The 23,965-nt window shown below is 28.4% G+C and carries 31 protein-coding genes; 16 read left to right on the top strand and 15 right to left on the bottom strand.

The genetic code is table 11. The features are described 5' to 3' along the window. Window positions 1-13: 13 nt before the first annotated feature. Entirely contained in the window at window positions 14-166 is a 153-nt protein-coding gene (locus KA883_RS05175) for a hypothetical protein (RefSeq protein ID WP_155390650.1), read from the bottom strand. Window positions 167-575: 409 nt separating this feature from the next. Here KA883_RS05175 and KA883_RS05170 point away from each other — a divergent pair, with 409 nt between their 5' ends. The 4 genes from KA883_RS05170 (at window position 576) to KA883_RS05155 (ending at window position 3,725) form a co-directional block, all read left to right on the top strand. After that, entirely contained in the window at window positions 576-773 is a 198-nt protein-coding gene (locus tag KA883_RS05170) for a hypothetical protein (protein WP_046207459.1), read from the top strand. A 974-nt stretch (window positions 774-1,747) separates the two neighbouring features. Continuing rightward, window positions 1,748-1,957 (top strand): hypothetical protein, encoded by a 210-nt coding sequence (locus tag KA883_RS05165; RefSeq protein ID WP_046207460.1) that lies wholly within the window; start codon window positions 1,748-1,750, stop codon window positions 1,955-1,957. A 229-nt stretch (window positions 1,958-2,186) separates the two neighbouring features. Continuing rightward, window positions 2,187-2,942: an SGNH/GDSL hydrolase family protein gene (locus KA883_RS05160; RefSeq protein WP_155390652.1), complete on the top strand. Its 756-nt coding sequence runs from the start codon at window positions 2,187-2,189 to the stop codon at window positions 2,940-2,942. Between the two features lie 399 nt (window positions 2,943-3,341). Continuing rightward, window positions 3,342-3,725: a YxeA family protein gene (locus tag KA883_RS05155; RefSeq protein ID WP_046207461.1), complete on the top strand. Its 384-nt coding sequence runs from the start codon at window positions 3,342-3,344 to the stop codon at window positions 3,723-3,725. Between the two features lie 512 nt (window positions 3,726-4,237). Here the strand turns inward: KA883_RS05155 and qac are convergent. After that, a complete protein-coding gene (gene qac, locus KA883_RS05150) occupies window positions 4,238-4,561 on the bottom strand; it encodes a QacCGHJ group quaternary ammonium compound efflux SMR transporter (protein WP_210139893.1) in 324 nt (107 codons plus the stop codon). Window positions 4,562-4,777: 216 nt separating this feature from the next. Here qac and isaB point away from each other — a divergent pair, with 216 nt between their 5' ends. The 5 genes from isaB (at window position 4,778) to KA883_RS05125 (ending at window position 10,442) form a co-directional block, all read left to right on the top strand. Next, on the top strand, window positions 4,778-5,257 hold the full coding sequence (isaB, locus tag KA883_RS05145) for an immunodominant staphylococcal antigen IsaB family protein (RefSeq protein WP_046207464.1): 480 nt from the start codon (window positions 4,778-4,780) through the stop codon (window positions 5,255-5,257). Between the two features lie 918 nt (window positions 5,258-6,175). Beyond that, entirely contained in the window at window positions 6,176-6,973 is a 798-nt protein-coding gene (locus KA883_RS05140) for a glycerophosphodiester phosphodiesterase family protein (protein ID WP_046207466.1), read from the top strand. 212 nt (window positions 6,974-7,185) lie between these two features. Continuing rightward, window positions 7,186-7,557, top strand: coding sequence for a VOC family protein (locus KA883_RS05135; protein WP_046207467.1), 372 nt, complete (start codon window positions 7,186-7,188; stop codon window positions 7,555-7,557). Window positions 7,558-7,736: 179 nt separating this feature from the next. Further along, entirely contained in the window at window positions 7,737-9,803 is a 2,067-nt protein-coding gene (locus KA883_RS05130) for a heavy metal translocating P-type ATPase (RefSeq protein WP_210139892.1), read from the top strand. Between the two features lie 159 nt (window positions 9,804-9,962). Beyond that, the gene (locus KA883_RS05125; RefSeq protein ID WP_046207469.1) at window positions 9,963-10,442 is read left to right on the top strand and encodes a GNAT family N-acetyltransferase; all 480 of its coding nucleotides are present in this window, start codon (window positions 9,963-9,965) and stop codon (window positions 10,440-10,442) included. A gap of 343 nt (window positions 10,443-10,785) precedes the next feature. Here KA883_RS05125 and KA883_RS05120 read toward each other — a convergent pair whose 3' ends face one another. Next, on the bottom strand, window positions 10,786-12,216 hold the full coding sequence (locus KA883_RS05120; RefSeq protein WP_046207470.1) for a YfcC family protein: 1,431 nt from the start codon (window positions 12,214-12,216) through the stop codon (window positions 10,786-10,788). Window positions 12,217-12,865: 649 nt separating this feature from the next. Further along, window positions 12,866-13,138 carry a hypothetical protein gene (locus KA883_RS05115; RefSeq protein WP_046207471.1) on the bottom strand — a complete coding sequence of 91 codons (273 nt, stop codon included), beginning with the start codon at window positions 13,136-13,138 and terminating at the stop codon, window positions 12,866-12,868. Window positions 13,139-13,321: 183 nt separating this feature from the next. On the opposite strand from KA883_RS05115, the gene KA883_RS05110 reads away from it, so the two are divergent. Next, window positions 13,322-14,137, top strand: a complete 816-nt coding sequence (locus KA883_RS05110) for an alpha/beta hydrolase (protein ID WP_046207472.1) — start codon at window positions 13,322-13,324, stop codon at window positions 14,135-14,137. A 127-nt stretch (window positions 14,138-14,264) separates the two neighbouring features. Continuing rightward, entirely contained in the window at window positions 14,265-14,447 is a 183-nt protein-coding gene (locus KA883_RS05105) for a hypothetical protein (RefSeq protein WP_046207473.1), read from the top strand. Window positions 14,448-14,699: 252 nt separating this feature from the next. On the opposite strand, the gene KA883_RS05100 is transcribed toward KA883_RS05105, so the two are convergent. After that, entirely contained in the window at window positions 14,700-14,900 is a 201-nt protein-coding gene (locus tag KA883_RS05100; RefSeq protein WP_046207474.1) for a helix-turn-helix domain-containing protein, read from the bottom strand. A gap of 234 nt (window positions 14,901-15,134) precedes the next feature. On the opposite strand from KA883_RS05100, the gene KA883_RS05095 reads away from it, so the two are divergent. Continuing rightward, window positions 15,135-15,521 (top strand): VOC family protein, encoded by a 387-nt coding sequence (locus KA883_RS05095; RefSeq protein ID WP_046207475.1) that lies wholly within the window; start codon window positions 15,135-15,137, stop codon window positions 15,519-15,521. 263 nt (window positions 15,522-15,784) lie between these two features. Here KA883_RS05095 and vraX read toward each other — a convergent pair whose 3' ends face one another. Beyond that, window positions 15,785-15,949 (bottom strand): C1q-binding complement inhibitor VraX, encoded by a 165-nt coding sequence (vraX, locus tag KA883_RS05090; protein WP_164996921.1) that lies wholly within the window; start codon window positions 15,947-15,949, stop codon window positions 15,785-15,787. Between the two features lie 421 nt (window positions 15,950-16,370). On the opposite strand from vraX, the gene KA883_RS05085 reads away from it, so the two are divergent. Further along, window positions 16,371-16,601, top strand: a complete 231-nt coding sequence (locus tag KA883_RS05085) for a hypothetical protein (RefSeq protein ID WP_046207476.1) — start codon at window positions 16,371-16,373, stop codon at window positions 16,599-16,601. A 92-nt stretch (window positions 16,602-16,693) separates the two neighbouring features. Here KA883_RS05085 and KA883_RS05080 read toward each other — a convergent pair whose 3' ends face one another. The 4 genes from KA883_RS05080 to KA883_RS05070 form a co-directional block, all read right to left on the bottom strand. Then, entirely contained in the window at window positions 16,694-16,882 is a 189-nt protein-coding gene (locus KA883_RS05080) for a hypothetical protein (RefSeq protein WP_046207477.1), read from the bottom strand. 162 nt (window positions 16,883-17,044) lie between these two features. Further along, window positions 17,045-18,007, bottom strand: a complete 963-nt coding sequence (locus KA883_RS05075) for an arsenic resistance protein (RefSeq protein WP_210139891.1) — start codon at window positions 18,005-18,007, stop codon at window positions 17,045-17,047. 149 nt (window positions 18,008-18,156) lie between these two features. Then, the gene (locus KA883_RS13680; protein WP_256277551.1) at window positions 18,157-18,291 is read right to left on the bottom strand and encodes a hypothetical protein; all 135 of its coding nucleotides are present in this window, start codon (window positions 18,289-18,291) and stop codon (window positions 18,157-18,159) included. A gap of 127 nt (window positions 18,292-18,418) precedes the next feature. Further along, the gene (locus KA883_RS05070; protein WP_046207479.1) at window positions 18,419-18,667 is read right to left on the bottom strand and encodes a hypothetical protein; all 249 of its coding nucleotides are present in this window, start codon (window positions 18,665-18,667) and stop codon (window positions 18,419-18,421) included. A 120-nt stretch (window positions 18,668-18,787) separates the two neighbouring features. On the opposite strand from KA883_RS05070, the gene KA883_RS05065 reads away from it, so the two are divergent. Then, entirely contained in the window at window positions 18,788-18,997 is a 210-nt protein-coding gene (locus KA883_RS05065) for a hypothetical protein (protein WP_046207480.1), read from the top strand. 238 nt (window positions 18,998-19,235) lie between these two features. On the opposite strand, the gene tsaT is transcribed toward KA883_RS05065, so the two are convergent. After that, window positions 19,236-19,418: a type II toxin-antitoxin system toxin TsaT gene (tsaT, locus tag KA883_RS05060; protein WP_064209474.1), complete on the bottom strand. Its 183-nt coding sequence runs from the start codon at window positions 19,416-19,418 to the stop codon at window positions 19,236-19,238. Between the two features lie 276 nt (window positions 19,419-19,694). On the opposite strand from tsaT, the gene KA883_RS05055 reads away from it, so the two are divergent. Together KA883_RS05055 and KA883_RS05050 are read left to right on the top strand one after the other, a co-directional pair. Beyond that, the gene (locus tag KA883_RS05055) at window positions 19,695-19,901 is read left to right on the top strand and encodes a TM2 domain-containing protein (RefSeq protein ID WP_019467917.1); all 207 of its coding nucleotides are present in this window, start codon (window positions 19,695-19,697) and stop codon (window positions 19,899-19,901) included. 311 nt (window positions 19,902-20,212) lie between these two features. Further along, window positions 20,213-20,428 carry a sterile alpha motif-like domain-containing protein gene (locus KA883_RS05050; protein ID WP_046207482.1) on the top strand — a complete coding sequence of 72 codons (216 nt, stop codon included), beginning with the start codon at window positions 20,213-20,215 and terminating at the stop codon, window positions 20,426-20,428. A gap of 9 nt (window positions 20,429-20,437) precedes the next feature. Here the strand turns inward: KA883_RS05050 and KA883_RS05045 are convergent, their stop codons facing one another. The 4 genes from KA883_RS05045 to KA883_RS05030 all read right to left on the bottom strand — a co-directional run bounded on the left by KA883_RS05045 (window position 20,438) and on the right by KA883_RS05030 (window position 23,509). Further along, entirely contained in the window at window positions 20,438-20,674 is a 237-nt protein-coding gene (locus KA883_RS05045) for a hypothetical protein (RefSeq protein WP_046207483.1), read from the bottom strand. 352 nt (window positions 20,675-21,026) lie between these two features. Then, the gene (locus KA883_RS05040) at window positions 21,027-22,322 is read right to left on the bottom strand and encodes a CitMHS family transporter (RefSeq protein ID WP_210139890.1); all 1,296 of its coding nucleotides are present in this window, start codon (window positions 22,320-22,322) and stop codon (window positions 21,027-21,029) included. 171 nt (window positions 22,323-22,493) lie between these two features. Further along, window positions 22,494-22,760: a hypothetical protein gene (locus KA883_RS05035; RefSeq protein WP_046207485.1), complete on the bottom strand. Its 267-nt coding sequence runs from the start codon at window positions 22,758-22,760 to the stop codon at window positions 22,494-22,496. 212 nt (window positions 22,761-22,972) lie between these two features. Next, complete coding sequence (locus KA883_RS05030) at window positions 22,973-23,509, bottom strand: GNAT family N-acetyltransferase (RefSeq protein WP_046207486.1); 537 nt, start codon at window positions 23,507-23,509, stop codon at window positions 22,973-22,975. Window positions 23,510-23,965 lie beyond the last annotated feature (456 nt).

Raw genomic sequence — 23,965 nt, 5'->3', positions numbered from 1 at the left:
TGTCTTTGCTATCTTAAGATTGTTTAATATCATTCTTTTCATCATTTGATTTCTTATTACTTGATGATTTTGTTTCCTTACTATCATCTGATTTACTTTCTTCTTTATTGCCACATGCTGCTAATACTAAGAAACTTGCTAATAATAAAAATAAAATCTTTTTCATTTAATGCTCTCCCTTAAAAATAAATTATTAACTTAATTGTACTATACCTAAAAAATAGTGATAACAAAAGGTTATAGTTAAATTTAATATTTGTGAATATGCTTATGGTTATTTAATAAAGCGAAAACTATACGTAAATTCATTGCCCGATGTATTACAGAGTAAATGTCAGAAATATATATTAAGTAACTTAATGTATGATGGGATATGTAACGAAAGTTATTAATCTAAAGAAGAATAGCAGATTTAAAAATTGTAATCATTTTAGATAGTGAAAAACAATATGTAAATAATTAATGATAGGACATTATATTTTTTGAATAACATTATTGTTGAATGAAAGTGAAAGAATGTTACAATATTCTTTGTTAAATTTTAAAACAGTATAAGGAGTAGTAATGAGGATAGAATGGATTTAATTGGAATTTTTACTATGTTATTGATATTACTTATAGGGATCGTTGTTACTGTTGTATTTTGGCTAGTAATCTTTAAAATATTGCATTGGGCTTTGGGTGATACTGGGTGTATTGTGGTTATGGTAATAATTGGTGGACCAACCATTGGATTAATATTATATGTTATATATAAATATTTTGGATATTAATATTTAATTATGTATTTTATGTTAAAAACATCTCTACTAAGTTATATGTACTAGGAATATAGATAAGAGTTTATTGTGAAATTAAAAGTTTGTTTATTTCAGCATTGGTAACTATAATTTTTTTGAGTGGATGTGATTTTATTAGTCTGGATGATGTGAGGAATTCAAATGAATCCAATGAAGACCATAAAAAGTCGAATGAAAATTATAAAAGTAATTCAAAACATAACAAACAAAATGTCGATGATAAGTCACATGATTAAGGTGGAAAATTAACTATCAATCAAGCGAAAACAATTGCTAATGAAAAGTTATAAACGGAAAATCAAGTATTTTTTAATAAGAGTGATTAATACATCACAAAGGCAAAAGTGACGAAAATCACTATTACATAGAAACACCTTTTTATGGTCAAAATGAGGCATCTTAAGCATAAGTAATTGTGGACAAAAATAAAGGAACGACTCTTGAAAATACATAAGAAAAACGTACAATTGGGAAGTCTATAAAAAAAGAGCAACATTCTGAAAATACAACCGAAGAAAAAAGTGCTGAGCCAGCTACTCAAGAACGATTTAAAGAAACAGATTAATAACATTATTAAGTATTTAAGTAATTAACTCTTGCATGCGGGAACGAATACATTAAGAGTACACAAATTTCTTTTGTTTTTGCAATTTTAATATTTTACACTACAGCATCAAGACAATGTAAACGTTGATATAGCAATAGTTATAAAAATGTATAGTTAATCGCTTTAACGAACTCCCAGCGTCTTCATAGCCGAGCCTTCACCCATTGCGGTTGAGGGCTTTTGTTTTATTAAAAATCTATATGCTATGTGCTTGTGCATTATTTTTGAAAGCAATTAAGTTATTGTAAAAATGTATTTCGATTTAGGAATGTATCTAATTTGCAATGCTAAGTAATTAGTTGGATAATTAATTTATAATACTTACACAGGGTGAATATAGATGGACGAAATTTTTGTTTTTAAAATAAAAACGAACGATGGAAATATGTTTCGTGAGTATGTAGAAAATATTTGGGAAATTAGTGAAGCATTGGCTTTAAAAAGGTTTGAAAAAGCAATTAAGAAACATGAATACTTTTACTTAAAAGACAGTGGTAGATATATCAATGTGAGTAATATTATTTCAATAGACGTAGAACTTTTGAACTAAAAAGATTAAATTATATAAAATTGAATACTTAAATAAGATTATCAATGTGAAATATAAAAAATATTGATATCATGAGTTGTTTTTCATTGACTTATGCATACAGTTAGACTGTAAACTTTCTGTCATAATCAAGTTATAATATCATGAAAATTAGTAATTCAATGTACCTAACTAATTAAAATGTATATTTGAGAATTTAATATGATAATGTCCAAAAGGAGCTATAAAATTGAAAAAGGTAATAATGTTAATTAGCGTGTATATTGTTGGGAAATTAGCTTCTGCAGTGACAAATTTTGTTAATGATATACGAAAAGGCAATAAAAGTAGTTTTAAACCGAACTCCCAATTTTTCAAAAGAGAAGATGGTTTAGCTGATAAAAACATTCTTTTTTTAGGTTCTTCAATTACATATGGTGCGGCTTCTCATGGGATTTCATTTGTTGAATTTTTAAATATAGAATCTCATATGAACACAACGAAAGAAGCACTTTCGGGTACAAGTTTGGCAGGAACAGAAAAAAATTCATATGTCCAAAGAATAAAAAAAGAGAAGTTAAGTAAAAACAAATTTGATTTGTTGATTTGTCAGTTATCAACGAATGATGGTAGGTTAAATAAATATGTAGGTGAAATAAAAAAAGAATATGATCATAATGCTTTTGATGTAGAAACAACAATTGGCGCAATGGAATATATTATTAGTTACGCTAAATTAACCTTGGATACGCCTATATTATTTTATACTTGTATTAGAAAAGCAGATCATTATTATGAATTTTTGGTATATAATTTATATAAACTAAAAGAAAAATGGGATATTGAAATTTTAGATGTTTGGGGCAATCAATGGGCAAATGAACAAATAAAATATGATAATACACTTTTTGCTGATGATGCACACCCAACTTTAAAAGGCTATCGCTATATTTATACACCACTTTTTAAAGAAAAGATAAAAAATATATTGAGCAAAGAAATATAAAAATGAACTACTTTTTACGAATCAGAAAAGCTAGCAGGTCATTTTGGATTTAATGCAGAAGGATAGGCAAATGAATGCCTATCCTTTTTAATTATCCAGTATTTACTTTTTAGGAAAAATGAACAAAGTAAAAATACTTAAGACAATAGAAATCATAGCTAGATAAACTGGTGCATTCTTAATTTAAGTATTAAAAATAAAGTGCTTTTATAACAGTTAGTCCTAAAGACAATAAAACTGTATTTGAAAATATATTTCACTATATAAATAATAGTAATTTTATTTATAATATTTTGCTATTAACTAAATTTTAAGTGAAAAAAGATAACAATATTGTAAGTACACTTAATTCATATTGATTGATAAAATAATTTTATATAACGAAAGGAATGATTTTAAATGAAAAAGATATTGATTTTAATGCCAGTTGTAATACTAGGTTTAGCAATAATACTAATAGGCATGTACATAGTATCCAATGGAAAAAAGCAAGAGGGAGAAATTGCCGGCATAATTGATCAAATTAACCCCCTAGTGAAGCAAGAAAATAGTTATGTAAAAACCAAAAAGCCTGATAAATTTCTCGAATATGATAGAGTTAGCTACACACAAAATGCTTATAATAAATATGGTGAAAGTAGAGATATAACTTTCACAGCTGCAAAAACTTTAAAGCTAGACAAATATTTGAAAATCACTCATAAAGGAGCCCATGTGGCTACGTATGAAGAAGTGAATAAAATGGATATACCTAAAAAGGCATTGAAGGAAATTGAAAATTAAAAATTATAACTTGGTAACTCACTTTAAAGGGACTTTCAAACAGTTCCTTTTTTTATTATGAACATGAATTAGGATTCTATAGTAAGTCGTATTTTTACTATAGATAAGGCACATTTCAATTTTTCAGAAACGAATTTACTTTGACCATGTTTATATTAATTCTTCCTTTGTATTCGACAAGTTCATATACAAAATTTAAATCTAATATCGCATCGACTTTACATAATAAATGACTATTAGCGACTAAGTCAGAGATAGAAATTATTTCATATCGATCTCTTTTGTCAATTGGTTTATTCAACATAATAAACACCATCACTGCTTAATTTACATATATTATAATGTTGGCAGTGATTTATGCCGACTCCTGCGGGAATAACACTAGACGAAGACTACAGATAAGGCAGTGCCCGCGGAAAGCGTGTATAAAAAAACTGCCAACAAAGTTGGAGACTTTGTCGACAGTCTGTAGCCACCTATCTAAGGTGGCTAATAATTTAAAAATTAAGTGTCTAATGAGTTGACCCAAAAGTATTAAGTAATACAACACCAACAATAATAATAGTAATTGAAATGACACTCATCAAATTAATTTGTTCTTTGAAAATTACAACTGACACAATCGTTGTAAGTACCAAACCAAGTCCAGCCCAACTAGCATATGTAATATTTAATGGTAAATATTGTAAAGTTTTGCTTAAAAAATAAAAGCATGCAAGAAATGAAATAATTGTTGCCAAAGTTGGAAAAAGCTTAGAAAAACCTTCAGATGATTTAAGAAATGCACTATCTATGACTTCTCCCACTATAGCTAAAATTAATAATAAATAAGGCATGATATTTTCTCCTTTATAATTGATAATTTCATTTTACTTGTTTAATTAATGAATAATAGTCTTGTAATTTTCTAACGTTATGTGAGGTGTCAATTTTTGTGAACTCAAAAATTTTGGGGATTATATTAATCAGTAAACAATTGACTTTTTGTAATATAAGTGTAATATTACAATTGAATCAACTGAGATTCAAAATTTTTACAGGGAGTGTTTAATATGAATAAAGTGTCAAAGATAATGTTATCTTGCGGCCTCGTATTTAGTACAGCAGTAGGTGCAGCAGCAATCGATTCACATCAATCACAAACCCAAGCAGCAGAAACGCCATATTATAACTATACAGGTTATACATCAGCAAATAGTGAATTTATTTTGGATCAAGATTTTATTAATGCAATTAAATACAAAAATTTAACAATTAATGGTTATAAAATTACAAATAGCGATGCAGAAACAGCGGAGATGGTAGATATATATGATCAATCATTTCGTAAAACTGGCGAAAATAAAGCAGATGCTGTTACTTTTGATTTAGATGGTAAAACTGTTTCAAAAAATGATTTATTAACAGTATATGGACCTTCAGATGTAACGGACACACCAGCAGGGAATATGTATGAACGTAATTATAATGGTACATCAATTAAATTTTATGTAAATGATGGCTATGTAACTAAAGTACAAATTAATACTTAAAGTGAAATATAATGTGAGGAATATTAAATAATCAATCAAATTTAATAAATAATGTAGTTAATAAAAGTAGGTTGCACATTATTCCTTAAATTTTTTAGCAGTGTGTACTTTACAAATGCATAGTCATAAAGTGATTAATAGATGATGCTTATGCTTCTTTTTATAAAACTAAATTTCAGTAAACAAACGCTCACCAATTGGTGGGCGTTTTTGTAATAAAAACTATTTTTAGAGTGGATTTAATAGGTTAAGGCTAAATGAATATAATTATATGTATAATTTTAGAAGTAAAGATTTAAGCATGTGCTTTGAGAAGCATTAACTTTTTAATTACAAATTTATTTTTAACAATTTTTTGCGTTGTAATAAGAGATAAGTACTTTTGTCCAAAAAAGCATTCAGCATATTAATCTTGTTGAGATCTTAAAATATAAAAATAAAAAACCAAAAATATGATGATTGATGGTGGTAAACTTATAGATATTGTTTTTATAAATTCGTTACTAATCAAAAGCAATGTATTGAAATTAGAAGCGTTCATAATTTCATTTATTTTTGTTTCTGATGGTCTAGTTAAAATTGTGATAAATGTTATTATCAAGAAAAAAATAGTAGAATATTTTAGACTTTTTTTAAATCTCATAAAGCACCTCATTTTGATTTAGCATATCATGATTTTGAATTAACTATGACAAATGAATTATTTGTTCATATTATATAATAATAATTTATTTATGTCACAGTGTTGCTGAATTTTACTATAAAAAGCGTTGAAAAACCTAATTTACTATAATATTATAAAAATATGATTTATTTTAGAGCTTTATTATTTTTGCAGCCACCTTTAAGGGTGGTTATTTTAATGAGTAAATAATTAATTTTTTGTTATTAATTATATGGTAAAAGGGAGACGTAAAAATGAAAAAAGTAATTGGCGTGTGTATTTTATGTAGTATATTACTCTCTGGCTGTGCTCCAGATGTTTTAAGTAAAAAATATTTAAACATTGCACATCGAGGTGCTAGCGGAACGACGCCTGAACATACTTTTGTCGCATATGATAAAGCAATTGAATTAGATGCAGATTATATAGAAGTAGATTTACAAATGACTAAAGATAATAAATTGATTGCAATGCATGACAGTAAAGTTGATAGAACTACCGATGGTACAGGATTTGTAAAAGACAAAAACATATCGCAAATTAAAAAATTAGATGCAGGATCTTGGTTTAAGAAAAAGTATAAAAATGAAAAAGTACCAGAATTAGCAGACATATTAAAAAAGTATTATAAAAAATCTAATTTCTACATTGAAACCAAAAACCCTGAAATTTACCCGGGTATGGATAAAAAATTAATAGAAGAACTTAATAAAAAAGTTTTACTTAGCAAATATAAACTAAAAAAGGGCAAAGTTATAATACAGTCATTTTCTGAAAGTAGTTTAGTAAACATCCATAAAATAAATAAAAACATTCCATTAATAAAACTGATTGATGATAATGAGATTAATGAATTATCAGATAAAGAACTGCAACGTTTGTCAAAATTTATATATGGCATAGGGATAAGTCAGAAAAACGTAGATGTAGCATTGATTAAACGAGCTCACAAAAACGGTTTAAAAGTTCATGTGTTTACATTGAATAGTCAAGAAGAAGTAAAAGAAATGAAAAAAATGGGTGTTGACGGTGGTTTTAATAATAACCCATAGATAAAATAATAAATTCATCCCACCAATGATATATAGAAACATACTATGTTTAGGTAGGAACTTGAATCCTTTAGAAGATTAAATTATTAATGAGAATACTAAAATTTAAATTTATATACTTATATACAGGAAAAAATTTTTTACATAAATCGTTTATATGTATATCGTTTTGGCTATATTTAAGCATGTCTAAAATTGAAAGGTGTATTGAAATGGAAAAATTAAATCAAGTCATGCTATATGTAGATGATCAGTCAAAAGCTGTTGATTTTTGGAAAAATACCATGGGATTTGCAGTTTTATCAGAAGAAGCATTAGCGGAGGGATATAAAGCAGTAGAAATTGCTCCCAATAATGAAGTTGAAACATCTATCTCTATTATGGAAAAAGAATTTATAAAAAAATATAGCCCAGGCGTTAATCTGGGAACACCATCACTGATGTTTAAAGCTTCTAATTTTGATGAGCTTTATACAAAATTAAAAGACATGGGTTTAACTGGACATGATATTATTGAAATGTCAGGAACGCGTGTATTTAATTTTCAAGATGGACAAGGTAATTATTTTGCAGTAAGTGAATAGCATTTAGTATTTCTTAAAATAAATAGCTGTGATCAAAAGGACTGAAATCAAGGCGATGAAATTCGTTGGTTTCAGTCTTTTTTAGTAATTGTAAGCATATTTATTATACCTTATAGGGGTATATGTTATAATCGTTTATGTTAAGAGAATAACGATACACTTTGTAAGGAGGATATAATATGACAAGTTCCAATAATCATGAAGCACATGATAGTCATGAGAATCAGATGCACGAAGGACATCATACACATCATCATGAAGAACATGAAATGCATGAACACCATGGACATCATCATGGTAATTTTAAGCGTAAATTTTTTATATCATTATTATTTGCCATACCAATCATCATTTTATCACCAATGATGGGAATAAAATTACCGTTTCAGTTCTCATTTAATGGTTCTGATTGGATTGTATTAGTACTTGCCACAGTTTTGTTTTTCTATGGTGGCAAACCTTTTTTAACTGGTGCAAAAGATGAACTTGCGTCTAAAAAGCCTGGTATGATGACGCTTGTTGCGTTAGGTATTTCTGTAGCATATGTTTATAGTTTATATGCATTTTATATGAATCATTTTAGCAATGTATCAGGACATGTAATGGACTTTTTCTGGGAATTAGCAACATTAATATTAATTATGTTATTAGGACATTGGATAGAAATGAATGCAGTTGGTAATGCAGGCAATGCTTTAAAGAAAATGGCAGAACTTCTACCTAACAAAGCAATAAAAGTCATAGATTCAGAACAAAAAGAAGAAGTTTCTATTTCAGAAATCGAAGTGGATGATATCGTAGAAGTGAAAGCTGGAGAAAGCATACCGGCAGATGGTGTGATTATTCAAGGTAGTACTTCTGTAGATGAATCATTAGTCACAGGAGAATCTAAGCAAGTGGTTAAAAATGTACAAGATGAAGTGATTGGTGGTTCAATAAATGGTTCAGGTACGGTAAATGTCAAAGTAACTGCTACAGGTGAAAATGGCTATTTATCCCAAGTGATGGGGTTAGTCAATCAAGCACAAAATGACAAATCAGACGCTGAATTATTATCAGATAAAGTAGCAGGCTATCTATTTTATTTTGCAGTGAGTATTGGTTTAATATCATTTATCGTGTGGATGATTATCCATAATAATTTAGATTTTGCTTTGGAACGATTAGTGACAGTATTGGTTATTGCTTGTCCGCATGCATTGGGATTAGCAATACCACTTGTTACAGCACGTTCTACTTCTATTGGTGCACATCATGGCTTAATCATAAAAAATAGATCTTCTGTTGAATTAGCTCAGCATATTGACTATATTATGATGGACAAAACAGGGACTTTAACTGAAGGTGATTTTTCAGTTAATCATTATGAAAGCTATACACCTCAAAGTGATAATGAAGCAATCTTATCTTTATTTGCCTCATTGGAAAGTAATTCTAACCATCCACTTGCTTTAGGCATCGTGACGTTTGCAAAAAATAAAGGTATCACAATCAAAAATCCTCAAGAAGTAACAAATATACCAGGTGTTGGTTTACAAGGTATAATAGAAAATCAAAAATATAAAATTACCAATGTAAGTTATTTAGAAAAAAATAATTTGAAATATGATATAGAACAGTTTGAAAAACTTGCTAAACAAGGTAATTCAGTTAGCTTTTTAATTCATAATGAAGCAGTCATTGGAGTGATTGCACAAGGTGATAAAATTAAAGAAAGTTCGAGAAAAATGGTTTCAGATTTATTATCAAGAAATATTACACCAGTGATGTTAACAGGTGATAATAATGAAGTGGCAAATACAGTCGCTAAAGAACTAGGTATTAATGATGTTCATGCTCAACTATTACCTGAAGATAAAGAAAAGATTATTCAACACTATCAAGCTGAGGGACATAAAGTAATGATGGTTGGTGATGGAATCAATGATGCACCTAGTTTAATTCGAGCGGATATAGGTATGGCTATTGGTGCAGGTACGGATGTTGCTGTTGAATCAGGAGATGTGATCCTTGTTAAAAGTGCACCATCAGACATTATTCATTTCCTTACACTTTCTAAAAATACTATGAGAAAAATGGTTCAAAACTTATGGTGGGGCGCTGGATATAACATTATTGCTGTACCGCTCGCAGCTGGCGTTTTAGCATTTATTGGCTTAATCTTATCACCTGCTGTAGGAGCAATTTTGATGTCTTTAAGTACGGTTATTGTTGCCATTAATGCGATGACATTGAAATTGAAATAGCACTATAAAAATTTTGAATAAATGTGCGAATATAGTGACTTTGATAAAGTGGAACGACACTATCTTTTTAAAGGTAACGTGTTTGTTCCACTTTTTTTAATTCGTAAACGAAAAATGAATTATGCTAAACTAGTGTTAATTTAAAGAGAGGGGGATGACATGTCGTTAACACTAGAACCAATGACGCAACGAACTTTTGATAAAGTTTATGAAAAGAGCATACATGAATATGCACATGAACATATAAAAAGCGGTGTTTGGGAAACAGAAGGAGCTATTGAAAGGGCACGTTCAGATTTTGAAAAATTACTGCCCCACGGATTAGCTACTGATAATCAATATTTATTTACTGTTGTTTATTTGAACGAAGCGATTGGATATTGCTGGCTGCATTTTGCGGAAAATAAAAAGATAAATAAGTGTTTTATTTATGATGTACATATTTTTGACAATTATAGAGGGAAAGGATTAGGTGAGAAAACTATGCTTTGTATCGAAGATTATTGTGAAAAAAATAATATACATCGTATCGGTTTACATGTGTTCGGTCATAATAGGCGGGCAGTGTCCTTGTATCATAAGTTAGGGTTTCAAACTACTAATTATAGAATGGAAAAAGTGATAGAGAATGATGATTAACATAAAAGATTAATTTAAAAATAAGAGAATAATCTTGCAACTGGAATTTAAAAATTGGTAATCAAAGAAAATGAAAACCGTAGTATTTTAGAATGAATTAATGATTGATTTTTAATAGAATGATGATTGACTGTATCCATAGGGGAAACGTGAACTTGAATTGATTCTCAAAGTTTGCCAAAAAGGTTAATCGTTCAACAGCATATCATTTTTTATAAAACAGAAGAAACGTCAATTTCTATTTCATCTCAATAGAAATTGACGTTTATGTACTCATTAAAAGTTATAAAAGACTAAAATTTTATCAATAGCTCTGATATACGAATGACCAGTATTAGCATATTTAGGACCAGCCAATTAATTGCGCAATTACCAATGTAGCAATAGAAATAAGTCCCCATATAATAAATAGTGGAAAGAAAAACTTGATCCACTTGGTATAAGACACGCCACCAATAGCTAATGCAGCCATGAAATAACCGCTTGTGGGGTAGAATACATGTGTGAAACCATCGCCTAATTGGAAAGCCAAAACGGCTGTTTGGCGAGTAATACCTAGCATATCGGCTAAAGGTGCCATGATAGGCATAGTGACAAGTGCTTGACCACTTCCCGATGAGATGATGAAGTTAATTAATACCTGAACGATATACATACCAATGACTGCGACAGTCGGTGTGGCCCCCTCAATAACAGAACCTAATCCATAGACAATACTATCCATAATTTTACCATCTTCAAGAACTACCACGATAGAACGGGCAAGCCCAACAATGATAGCGCCCATCAAAACATCCTTAAATCCGTCGTTAAATGATTCGCAAATTTCACGTGTAGTCAACCCGGTAACTAATCCAACGACAATGCCCATAATGATAAATAAGCCGGACATTTCAACCATAAACCAACCTTGTGTAGTCACGCCATAAACTAGTATGACGAAAAAGGTTAATACTATAGCAATACCGATTTTTTGACGTTGAGTGGCAACCAATGGTTTGTGCTTCGTAATATCTTTATATGTCTGTCTTTTTTCTGTGTCTTCTTGATAAACTAAACTGATATTTGGATTTTGTTTTACTTTTTGAGCGTATCTCATTATAAATAATATTGTTACAAAGAGCACAATGATAAAGAGTGTGAGTCGTAAGCCAATACCAGAAAAAACAGGTACACCGGACAATTTTTGAGCCAATCCAGTGTTGATTGGATTTAATACACCAACTGTAAAACCGACTACAGTACCACATAACGCAATTGCAGTAGCCGTTATAGAATCATAGCCTAAGGCAATAATTAACGGAATGATAACTGGTATGTATACAAGCGAAAGTTCAGCTGTACCAATTAAAGTAGCAATAATTGCAAATACAGAGGTCAATACTGGAATGATAAAGATACTATGGTTTAAAAATTTACGCGCGAGTTTATCAACACCAATTTCAATAATGCCAGTACGTCTTAATACCATAAACATACCACCAATAATAAGTGTGAAGAATACGATTTCACCTGCTGCTATGAGTCCTTTAGGAATAATGGATATAAAGTCTATTATATTGACTGGTGTAGCTTTTATGTAATGAAATGAATCTGCATCAACCATTTCTCTGCCTTCAGGTCCTTCAATTCGATTAAACTCTCCGGAAGGAATGAGGTAAGTGGAAATGGTAGCGATGGCACCAAATATAAATAATATGACATAAATATGAGGCATTTCGAACTTTTTTCTGTTTTTATTTGTTGTTTTCCCTTTGTTTTTTAAAAATTTCATTGATACACCCCTTTGAGTTAACATAAATTTTGAACTAATATCATTATTTTATATAAAATAAAATCTTAATATTCTGAAAAATTATTTTAAACTTAATTATAACAAAATTTTTATAAAAGAATTAAATAAATATGATTTTAGTTGAAGAATGTAGTATGAATTAATGAGAATAAAAAAATCTAGTAAATGAACTTTGAAGATCATTTGCTAGACTTTGTTAGAAATATTGTATCTATTTAATAGTTAAAGACAGTTAAAAGAGCTGTCCTCTTAATAATTATAGGTATATATTACTTTGTTCGGTCAACATTAATACACAATATATTCAAATAACGATGAACATTTTGTGATGTTGTATCCTTTGGTAGAGCGTGGGAAAACGTATGTCCGTTATCCGTTTTAACAGTATAGATTATATCATAGTTACTAATTTTGAAATCAATAATTTTCATAAATATCCCCTTAACAATGGTCATTGTTTTAAAATTATGAAATTGCAAATGAAACTGTGAAATAGGTTGAAGTACAAAACTGACCATTTATATAATTGTACTATACATAAATCTTTTAAGTAATAAAAATTATAACATATTTATGGAATTAACTTAAATAATACAAATAAAAAACACATTCAAATTTAAGAATATGTTTAATCATTAAGTAAATTTAATATTTCGTCGTACTTTTGTGCACTCAAAGTGCCCAAAGGACTTTGATTAATTTCAAATATTAAAAAATCATCATTTGAATTGAAAGCACTCTTTATATTTTCACAAATGCTATTTTGATCCAAGTCACTTTTTAATAACCACAGTCCTTTATAAATGTACAATGGTTTACCTACAAGATTTAACTTTGATGGTAACTTTTCATATCCATAAGAAATAGAATTTAAATTATAGGATAATATATATTTCGCCATTCATATCGCCCTCCAATATAATCATATCATTAACTAAGATTTAAAGGTTGAAAGAAGGTCGAGGTCAATCACCATTTACGAATTTATGGAATATTATAGGCAGATTAAGTTTGTTTTTAATTTGAAAGGGGGACTTTAATAGTATAAATAAATTTATTTTTAATACTATGAGGTGAAGTGAAAATGAATTATATAAAATATGTATTGTCCAAAGAAAACACGAAACTTTATACAAAAATAAATGAAGTTGAAAAGGCTAAAGCAAATATTATCATTGTCCACGGATTAGCTGAACATCTTGATCGTTATGATGAAATAACTAGTTATTTGAATGAAAATAAATTCAATGTCATTAGATATGATCAACGCGGACACGGCCGTTCGGAAGGAAAACAGACATTTTATAGTAATAAGGATGAAATCGTAGAAGATTTGTCTGCAGTGATTGATAAAGTTAAAGAAAATTATGAAGGTAAAATTTATTTAATTGGTCATAGTATGGGTGGATATACTGTAACTTTATTCGGTACACAACATCCGAATGAAGTAAGTGGCATCATAACATCGGGAGCTTTAACGAGATATAATAAAAAATTATTTGGTGAAGTAGACAAACAGATAGATATGAATAGTTATTTTGATAACGTGCTTAGTGAAGGACTATGTTCTGACCAAGAAGTTGTTGAAAAATATGCATTAGATGATTTAAACGCTAAACAAATTTCAATGGGACTAGTATCAACACTCATTGAGGGAGTAAAGTATTTAAAAGAAAATGCCTCTAAATTTATTGATTCTACATTAATATTACATGGTAAAGAGGATGGTCTGGTGAGTTATAAAGATTCACTACAATTATTTGATGAAATAGGTTCAGAACACAAATCAATTCATATATATGATGGTTTACAACATGAAATATTTAATGAATCTTCTTTTAATAAGAGTATTTTTAAAGAAATTGTTGATTGGTTAAATAATGAAATGCAGTTATCATAAGTTTTTAAAGTATATTTACAAATTTATAGTTTATTAAGTCTTCAAATATTTTAAAATGTTTGTTTCAGTAATTTGGAAGATTTATAATAAGAAAATAATTAAGACAAAATAATAGAAGGAGACAAATATGTTTATTAAAACTTTGCATATGGAATACGAAGAAAGTTTTGAAGAATTTGATGCACGAGTGAACCAATTTTTACATGAAGTGGATGATAAACAACACTGGGAACTCGTATCAGTGACACCTTCTGTTACGAACACTGTGGAAGGCGTAGATTATTTTATTACAATTGTTTATAAAAAGTAATGAATAACACTACAAAAAAAGAGCCTGAAAATGTTTCAGGCTCAAACAACATACAGACTCTAAACAGTTAGAAAATGACTGTTATTGCATGACTTTCATTAACAATAAACATACATTAACTATCTGTGACTTTGCATGTCGACTAGACGATTTAATAAATGATAGTTGTCTAGTTTATATATAAATAGTGATACATGATAACAATCTAATCAATAATTATATAAATTCAATATTCGTACTAAATTCATATAATTATTGATTAAATGTTTTTTGAGATACGTTGAAATAATCAGCCAGTATTTTAGTGTCATTCTCTGATGGTTCTCTATATCCATGTTCCCAATCCCAAATTTGACATATTCTGTAATTTTTCTCATAACTTTTGTTTAAATTAATCGCTAATTTAGACAAACTTAAATGCTTTTTTTCGCGTAATTCAGTTAAAGCTTCCAAAATTTAAACCTCCCATAATTAAATACATAAGACTTACATTAGTTATTTTAGTACAGATAAAAGGTATGTTCAAATTACTAATAATTTAGTATTCATTGGCATTGTCATTACTAACAACTTTAATATTTTTAATTTAACTATGAATCATTGGTTGAATATTTAAAGTGTCAGGGGACAAGAATTGGGTATAAAAAGAAGACATTAAAAATATTTATAAATAAAGGAGGAAATAAATTGAAAATAATTGCTACGAGTATTTTTGTAGATGATCAAGAAAAGGCAAAACAATTTTATACAGAAAAGCTCGGTTTTGAACTTGTACATGATATGGAGATTGGTGGCGGGTTTAAATGGTTAACTGTAAAAGAAAACAATTCTGACAACCCGGTAGAAATTGTTCTTGAACCTAATGAGAATCCTATAGCAAAAACATATCAAAACGATTTATTTAATGCAGGTATTCCAGTCACAATGTTTGGCGTTTCTAATTTAGAACAAACATATCAGTCACTGTCAGATCTAGATGTGAAATTCCATACAGTACCAAAAGAGGTTGAAGGAATTAAATTAGCAATCATTGATGACACTTGTGGTAATTTAATTCAATTGATTGAGCAATAATTATATATTTACGAATAGTTTCCGTAATTTTTTGTTAAGCACTAAATTTAATTTATGTTGATATAAATTAAATTTGGTGCTTGTTATTTATTACATCAAAGTATTTTATAAAATGTGATTTCAGTATCAATCATTGTTAAAAAAGCATTATATAATATATAAAGACTCAGTTATGATGCCTAACCAAGCAGTAAAATAACGATGATACTTACGATGTAACCCCTTTGTCCATCGTAAACATCATCCTTCACAAATTTGATTATTTATTTTTTCATTTTATCAATATCCTCTGCAACTATTGTTAATAATTCTTCAGTTTCTGCATCGGTCAATTCGTCAGAACCTTTAATTCTAATAACAGAACCTTTATCGGTTTTAACATGGTAAATTGGTTCTTCGTCTTTATAAACTTTCCGTAATACTTTCATCTCATCACCCTTTTTTTCTATAAAACAATTCACTACAATATAAAATAATGCATAAATAGAAACATTACTTTTATAAGACGAATAAATTATTATTTTATAATTGAAATGATTAATACTTTAACTATAGGATAACTTTTTATTAAATTCTTTTCCACTGGTATGATTCAATTAATTTAATTAACTTGTTGAATCTTATTCAAAACAATGCATTTTTAACTGTTAATTATAATTCATGATAATTTTTTGGAAAAATTAGTTTTTTGTGTTTTTATTTTATAAAGAAGGGTATAACTAACCAAGCACAAAAAGTCCTCCAAACTTTAGTGTGGAATATATTTTCGAGATTGACGTCGCTTTTCGAAGCGGCGTTTTTGTTTTATACTGCATATAGTATAACTATTTATAAAAAGGGATGTATATTGTGAGATTATTGAGTATATTGTCATTTTTATGTAGCCTAGCGATAACGATTGTTGTTATATATGGCGTTATAATGATGGCTGGTGATTTAATGGGGCTAACAACGTTTAATAATCAATTATTAATTGTAGGTTTAGCATTTGTATTATTGAGTGGTTTGTTTGGAAAAAGTAAGCCAAGGCTATCAATGTTAGTGCTATTTATTGGATTTATCATTGTGCTTGTTAATTAATAAATAATAAAAGGAGTGAAAAGGAATCCATATTTTACTGATGGTTTCCTATTTTCACTCCTTTTTGTATGCATACATTTATTCAAAAATCACTAAGCTTTAAAAGATTCAACATTGCCTTGGAGTTTTTGATCCATGTCGTTAGCTATTTTTATTAGTAAAAGTTTGTTATCTTTTGAAGTTAATTCATTATCAACAGTAACTTTAATAATTAAGCCTAAATCCGTTTTAATGTGGAAAGTTGTACGGTTATTTTCAGATACGCTTCTTAAAATTTGCATCTTAATCACCCCGTTTTCAAATTAAAAAATTAGCGTTTGGCTAAAATGAGACAGAGTTCATGAACTATTTAATGAGAGTGGTGTAAAATGTTAATTATATATTAGTTTAATATATTTAAGAGTAAATGAATAATAATTAGCCTCTGATAAATAGTAATATAATTATTTAATGTATTTAGGTATCATTTTGATGTAGATAAGTTCGCCTAATAATTCACATAATGTTTGCGTAATAATGACAGTAGTTGCAATGGTTACCCAATGGTTTGGTAACCCTAAAGCTAAAGGTAAGACAACAAGTGCATTTCTTGTACTTGAACTAAAAGCTATCGTTCTTTTAGTTTCTTGTGTTACTTTAAATAATTTTCCACATAAAATACCTATAAAAGGGGATACGATTAAAAAGCAAATATAAATAGGTATTACTGAAAAGACAATATTTAAGTTATAAATAATTTTATTTATTTGTGAACCTACAATTGAAAATAAAACCAGTGCCATGAAAATTTCGGGAAGCCAAGATGTTAACTTTAATATTTGATTTATGCTTTCAGATTTTTCACTGGTATATTGTAATAAAAGTGCTGATAATAAAGGGAAAATTATGAACATTAAAAATGACTTTAAGAATGGCAAAATATCTATTTGTGAAAAAATATCAATGTTTAGAAACAACGTAAAATATAAAGGTAATAATAAAATTTGGCCTAAAAACAGCAGTGGTGTAGCAAACGACATGAGTTGTTCATTTCCTTTTCCTAAAGCATTAAAAACGATTACGTAGTCAATACAAGGCGTTAGTAAAACAAGGTACAACCCTATGATGATAGGAACATTTGAAACATCAAACAATTGAATTAAACCAAAAACAGATAATGGTATAGCTATAAAATTTGATGTTAATAATGCCAAAATAGATTTTATATTAAGTAAGTTGTGTTTGATGTTAAAAAATGGAATTTGTGAAAACATACTAAACATAAGGATACACAAGCTAGCAGAAATAATAGTTTCTAATATATTGGCAAAAGCATTGGATATTAAGCCAACGATTATTCCACTAAAAAGTGCAATAAAATAAATATAAATTTGGTGTTTTTCAATTTTGGATTTTATGTATTGCATAATAACCTCTCGTATATTAATTTTTGTTCTTGGATTTGGTACATACACAGTCAGTGATACAGAATAGTTGAAACAAAAAAAGTGGAGAGAAATCATGTATGACATTTGATTTCAAGTCCCACTTCTTATATGAACAGTTAGTTTAGATTTTATTTTTTGTTTTTATCTTGAACGCTCACTTTATTTTCGATTTTATCATCGTTTGTGTTATCAATACTTAAAAGCAATGCACGAATCACTAAAACGCCAGATATAAGTAATAACAGATTTTTTAATAGTTTCATCTTTTCACCTACCTGTATGAATTTATATGTCTATTACAAAGTAATTATATTTATATATATCATACACTAATCATCGACTAATTGAATAAAAATACGGTGAAGTGAGCTTCTTTCATGTTTGGTTTGTTTAAAGGTCGAAGATATAAAGTGTTAAATTTTCTTCATCGACAGTTACTTTCAATTCATCACTATTATTTTCAATCGTAGTATTAACAACATTGCCTTGCTCAATCGTAAAATAAATTTGGCTTAAAATGCCCATCGCGTATTCATTAATTGGACTCACAAGAGAAATAGATGTTGTATCTTCTTGAATCATAAAATTTTTTTGACTTTGATTTATTATTTGCCATTTAGGTAAATAAGTTAACTTCATATTTTTCTCTCCTTATGATTGTGCTTTTTTAAGATTTTTCTACAGTAGAATCTTAAATTTTGAATTAATTGAACTCGAAAGGGAATAAGTTCAATAAATATATTGATATGAGGTGATAGCATGATTGTTTTATTATCTATTATATTAGCATTAATTTTTGCTTTTTTAGCAACGATGCCATTTTTATTTATAAATACGAGGTTGCATGAAAATGTCAATCACTCTAAGGAAGAAATACGCCATGAAAAAATCAGAGCGATTAAACGTTTTATATATTTCTTTATATTAATTATTATTCTCTTAATGGTTTTTCATTTTATTACAAACTGAATCGATACGTTCGATACTTAAACATAGGTATAAGCATACCTGATTCGTTTTTTAAATGAGTTAAGGTTTTAGGAAGAAAAATGAACTTTAAATATTATATGAGCGAAAGCTTATACTAAAGCACCACTTATTTAATTTGTTTTAAGTGGTACCTCAAGAAGTTTATAATATCGTTTGGTTTAAGTTAAGCATGTTTGATCGCTACACTTTGCACGTATATTGAAAGTTTTAAAATGAACTAACCGAAAATGATAGTGAAGAGTATACCTACAACACCAAAAATAATTAAAATAACAGTCAGTCCGAGTAAAGATTCTTTTGTTTGTTGTGTACCTTTTAACTTATAGATTATTAAGGAAATAATTCCACAAACTAAAAATATGAGTGAAAGCCAAAATATAATCATGAAATGTAAACTCAAAGTCTTGTCCCTCCTTTGCATTTCATCTTAATTGTACAATTTGATGATTTTATTCAATAACTTAAAAATTAATTGTTTTTAGATTAGTAAGCTAGTTTGAGTCTTATTTTATCATTTATTCATAAGATGCCATAGTATAAGATATTCTAATGCGTTTAGTTTGAAAAGTGTCTGCGCATTAGAAAAGAATAAGCGTATAGCATTAAAATTTTAGATTTTATTTAGTATAACATTGTATAATAGTAGTGAATCGAATAAGTAAGGAGATAGAAAATAATGAATGAAGTCAATAAAGTGATTTATATTGTTTTAGCAGTGTTTTTAGGAAGTTTTGGAATTCATAAGTTTTATGCTAGAAAAACCGGAATGGGTCTCTTGTTCCTTGTATTTTGTTGGACAGGTATCCCACAAATTTTAGCTATCATTGGTGCAATTATTACGGTATTCAAACCTGCAGATCAAAATGGTAATGTTTTAGTTTAAAATTATTGTATAAAAAACAGCCTAAGCGAAACAATTTCGCCTAGGTTGTTTTTATATTGTAAAAGAATAATGACTACAATAAAATTTAAGTGAAAAGATATAAAATTTTTATTGCTTTAGTAATGAAACCCATAAACTTTACAATATTTACAATTTTAGTTAAATACTATGGTAACAACAATTAAACTCATCATTTTTAATTTTAAAAATGAACAGTGATAGACAAATAAATATTATTTGTTATGATTATGAAAAGGCTTTAAATAGTAAGACATGTAACGATTAAAATTTAAGTAATCGAGGTAATGCTTATGACATTTTATGATTTTATTATTGACTTTGTTAATGACGACACGCCACTTGGTCAACTTGCCTATTTTATAAATAAAGATAACAATTTCCCTAAACATGCAACTGGTTATCAGGAATTATATGCATACTTTAAAACGAATTATAATTACAATGAAGTAATGACATCTGCAAAAAGGGCATTAAGTTTATATCTGAATAATTTAAGTGTCAATTAAAATAAAGATTCAGTGTTCGTAATACCAATTTCTTATTTTTAAAGCATGTTTAATGTCTTCCGTTCTAAAGTTAATTTCATTATTTCTTATTGAAAAAGGTTCAATAATATTTTGAGCCATCCATGTATTAATAAGTTCTGTAGGTAAACCATCCAATTCCATGTCACTTTTACTTAGAACAAAACATTCCCAATCGAGAGAAATTTTTGAAGGATTAATATATTTGCACTCATGAATCTGATCCATAAAAACACTCCTTAACATTGTAAATCCGACGTTAAGTTTTACCCAAGTACCCATAAAATAAAACGACAATTTTATGTTATTTGTCTACTTATTGATGAAAAAATAATAAATGATTGAAATTTGTTATTATGCAGTGTTTTAAAGCTTATATTTATCATCGTTAATATATAAATATAAGCACAGTACGAAAAACGTATCATCGACTAATTAACTTGGTGAGGCAAATTATTCATCTCGTATACAAATAAAGCACTCATCCAAACTAAAAAATTGGATGAGTGCTTTTTATATTCAAAAGCTAACGATTTTGTTTACTTTACATATATTCTAGTTGCAAGTTGTGAATTACATTTTACCACGGTATAATTCCTAAAATACAAGCAATTAAAATCATGAATAGACTAGAGCCAACTGCCCATTTTATTACAATACGCTGATTTTGACCGTATTCTATATCTAGCATACCTACAAGTAAATAACCAGCAGCATACAATGGACTTAATACATGTAAGGGTTGACCAAGAACTGAAGCTCTGGCCATATCAACTTTAGAAATGCCAAATTGTTGTGCAGATTCAGCTAAAATAGGTAATACACCATAATAGAAAGGATCATTTGCCATAAAGTATGTAAATGGTCCGCTCAGAATTGCAGTGATTAGTGCAAAGTGGTTACCCATAGCATCTGGTATAATTTGTACTAAGGTATTAGCCATTTCGTTAACCATTTTTGTCCCATTCATTACGCCTGTAAATATACCTGAAGCGAAAACAAGACTAATTACAGAAAGTACGTCGCTAGCATGTTTTTTCACAACAGAATTTTGGATACTTAAATTAGGATAGTTTAGTAAAATTGCAAAGCCAAACCATAGCATAAACATAACTGGTATTGGCATTAAGCCGATAACCAGACAGATGATTAATGAAATTGTAAGTATCGCATTTGGAATAAGCATTTTAGGTCTTTTTAATAAAGATTCTTCTTTTGTATCAGTAGGTTTTATATCGTTTAAATCAATATTTGTATTTGATGTGAGATATCTTTTTGAACGTTTTCCAAGTATGTAAGCAACTCCAAAAGCAAATAATATACCACCAATCATTGCAGGAATGATAGGTACAAAGACTTCCTCAGTAGTTACTTGCAAAGATGAAATCGCACGTGCAGTGGGTCCGCCCCAAGGTAACATGTTCATAACCCCGATAGATAAAAGTGCTAATGTAGATAAAGTATACAGACTCATACCAATTTTTTTATAAAGCGGCATCATTGCAGTTACAGTTATGATAAAAGTAGTGGTACCATCACCATCAAGTGCTACCATTGATGCTAATATTACGGTCCCTATTGCTATTTTTACTGGATCCCCTTTATCGACTTTTATAATTTGATTAATGACTGGTTCAAATAATCCTGCATCTATCATAACGCCAAAATAAAGTATGGCAAAAGTCAGCATAATTCCAGTTGGTGCAACAGTTTCTATGCCATCTAGCATAAATTTACCTAAACCTGAGTAGAAACCACCGATTAAAGCAAAAATGGTTGGTATAACAATTAATGCAGTCAAAGCTGACATTTTACGAGTCATAATTAATACCATAAAGATGATAATCATAATAAAACCGAGAATTGCTAAGTTCATATATTCAATTTTCCCCCTTTGTTTTAATCATTATATACTTTTCAGAAAATTTTTAAAATAAAATTTTTTCTTTTTTAAAAAATGTATATAGAAAAAACACTTCATAACTAAAATGTATAGTTATGAAGTGTTTTGATAATTAAATATTATAAAAAATATGTATTCATAAAATTAAATGAAAAAGTTTATTACATACGATTTCCAAAATGGATAACTTAATAATGCGAATGAAAATAACGATACCAACATTGCAAATATATTAGCAATACGATCCCCACGTAAACATGCATATAAATTAATGAGTAGTACGCCTAAAATGAATAATAGACCAGCTAATAATTGCATATCTTCTTCTAAAATTTTATTAACAGCTAATAATGGGGTAGTTAATGTAATTAATGACAAGAACAGTGATAATAATGTCGTTGCATATTTCAAATTGTTCAGTCCTCTCTAAGAAATACTTTTATTAATCTAATGTTTTAAATGATAGCTTAATAAAATAATATTTGCTTAACAATTTAATTGCAAGTCATTTTTAAATATGTCATAACATTTATTAAAAAGGTTATTAACAAAAATGCTAAATGATCATAGGTAGTGGAACGTATATTGATTGAATGAGGTGGTTTCAATCAATAGGTCATATGTTATTCGAATAATGTCATATCTTCTCCGTTGAAATAATAAATCAACCAGTGTTCGTCAACATAACCCACTTCATATTTCCGAGCAAATTTTTCTATTGCAAGTAATTCAAAATTTAAATTGCTAAAAAAGACTTTGCCACTAATATTATTTGATATAAGTGAAGTCATTAGAATTTCAATTTGTTTTTTTTGACAGATTTGGAATACATATTCCATTAATTGTTTAGCAAGATATTCTCTAGATTCATGGTTTTCGCCCATAACACACATATTCTCAATAACTGCTTTGTGTGCCAAGCTATAACTCTGATTAAACATAAGTGTTACAGCACCTATCAAAACGCTATCTTGAAAGGCTCCAATGACAATTGATTTATTTGAATTGGTAGAAAGTAAATCTTGTAAATTTAGTTCGGCCAAGCAGCGATCATTTTGCAATTTCCATGCAAATACGTCAAGATTTTCATGAATGCCACGTTTTAATAATGTTCTATAGTTGGATATATCATCGATTGATAAATAACGTATATTTGTCATTGAGTGCCCCCTAAATTTTATAAACCATTTATATAATAGTTTAATTAATTTTAACGCCGTATTAAATTTGATTTTAAGGGAAAAAGTAAAATTGAGCAACACTATATTTAATTTTATTCAAAAACATGGAATCATGTTTATTTCGAAAGCTAAAAAAAATATAAAATTATTAAGTGTTTAATTGTATTTTATTTAATTTTTAAATGACGCGAATGGATAGGATGGTTATGGTATAATATGGTGAGTGATATATTATGAGCGGAGGCACGATAAGTGGAATCTTTAATGACTATTATAGTTTCGCTAATTTTGCTTATCTTGATTTCTTTTGCCATATTAATGATTTACATATGGATTAATTATAAAGATGAAGACAATTAAAAAAAGAGGAAATGATCAAAAGACATCATGACATAAGCATAAGCAGTATTAATTTAACAATAAAAGCCCCCAAAA

This window comes from Staphylococcus sp. GDY8P54P, assembly GCF_017892645.1.
GTDB lineage: Bacteria > Bacillota > Bacilli > Staphylococcales > Staphylococcaceae > Staphylococcus > Staphylococcus ureilyticus.
This window is presented reverse-complemented; position numbering and strand designations above follow the sequence as displayed.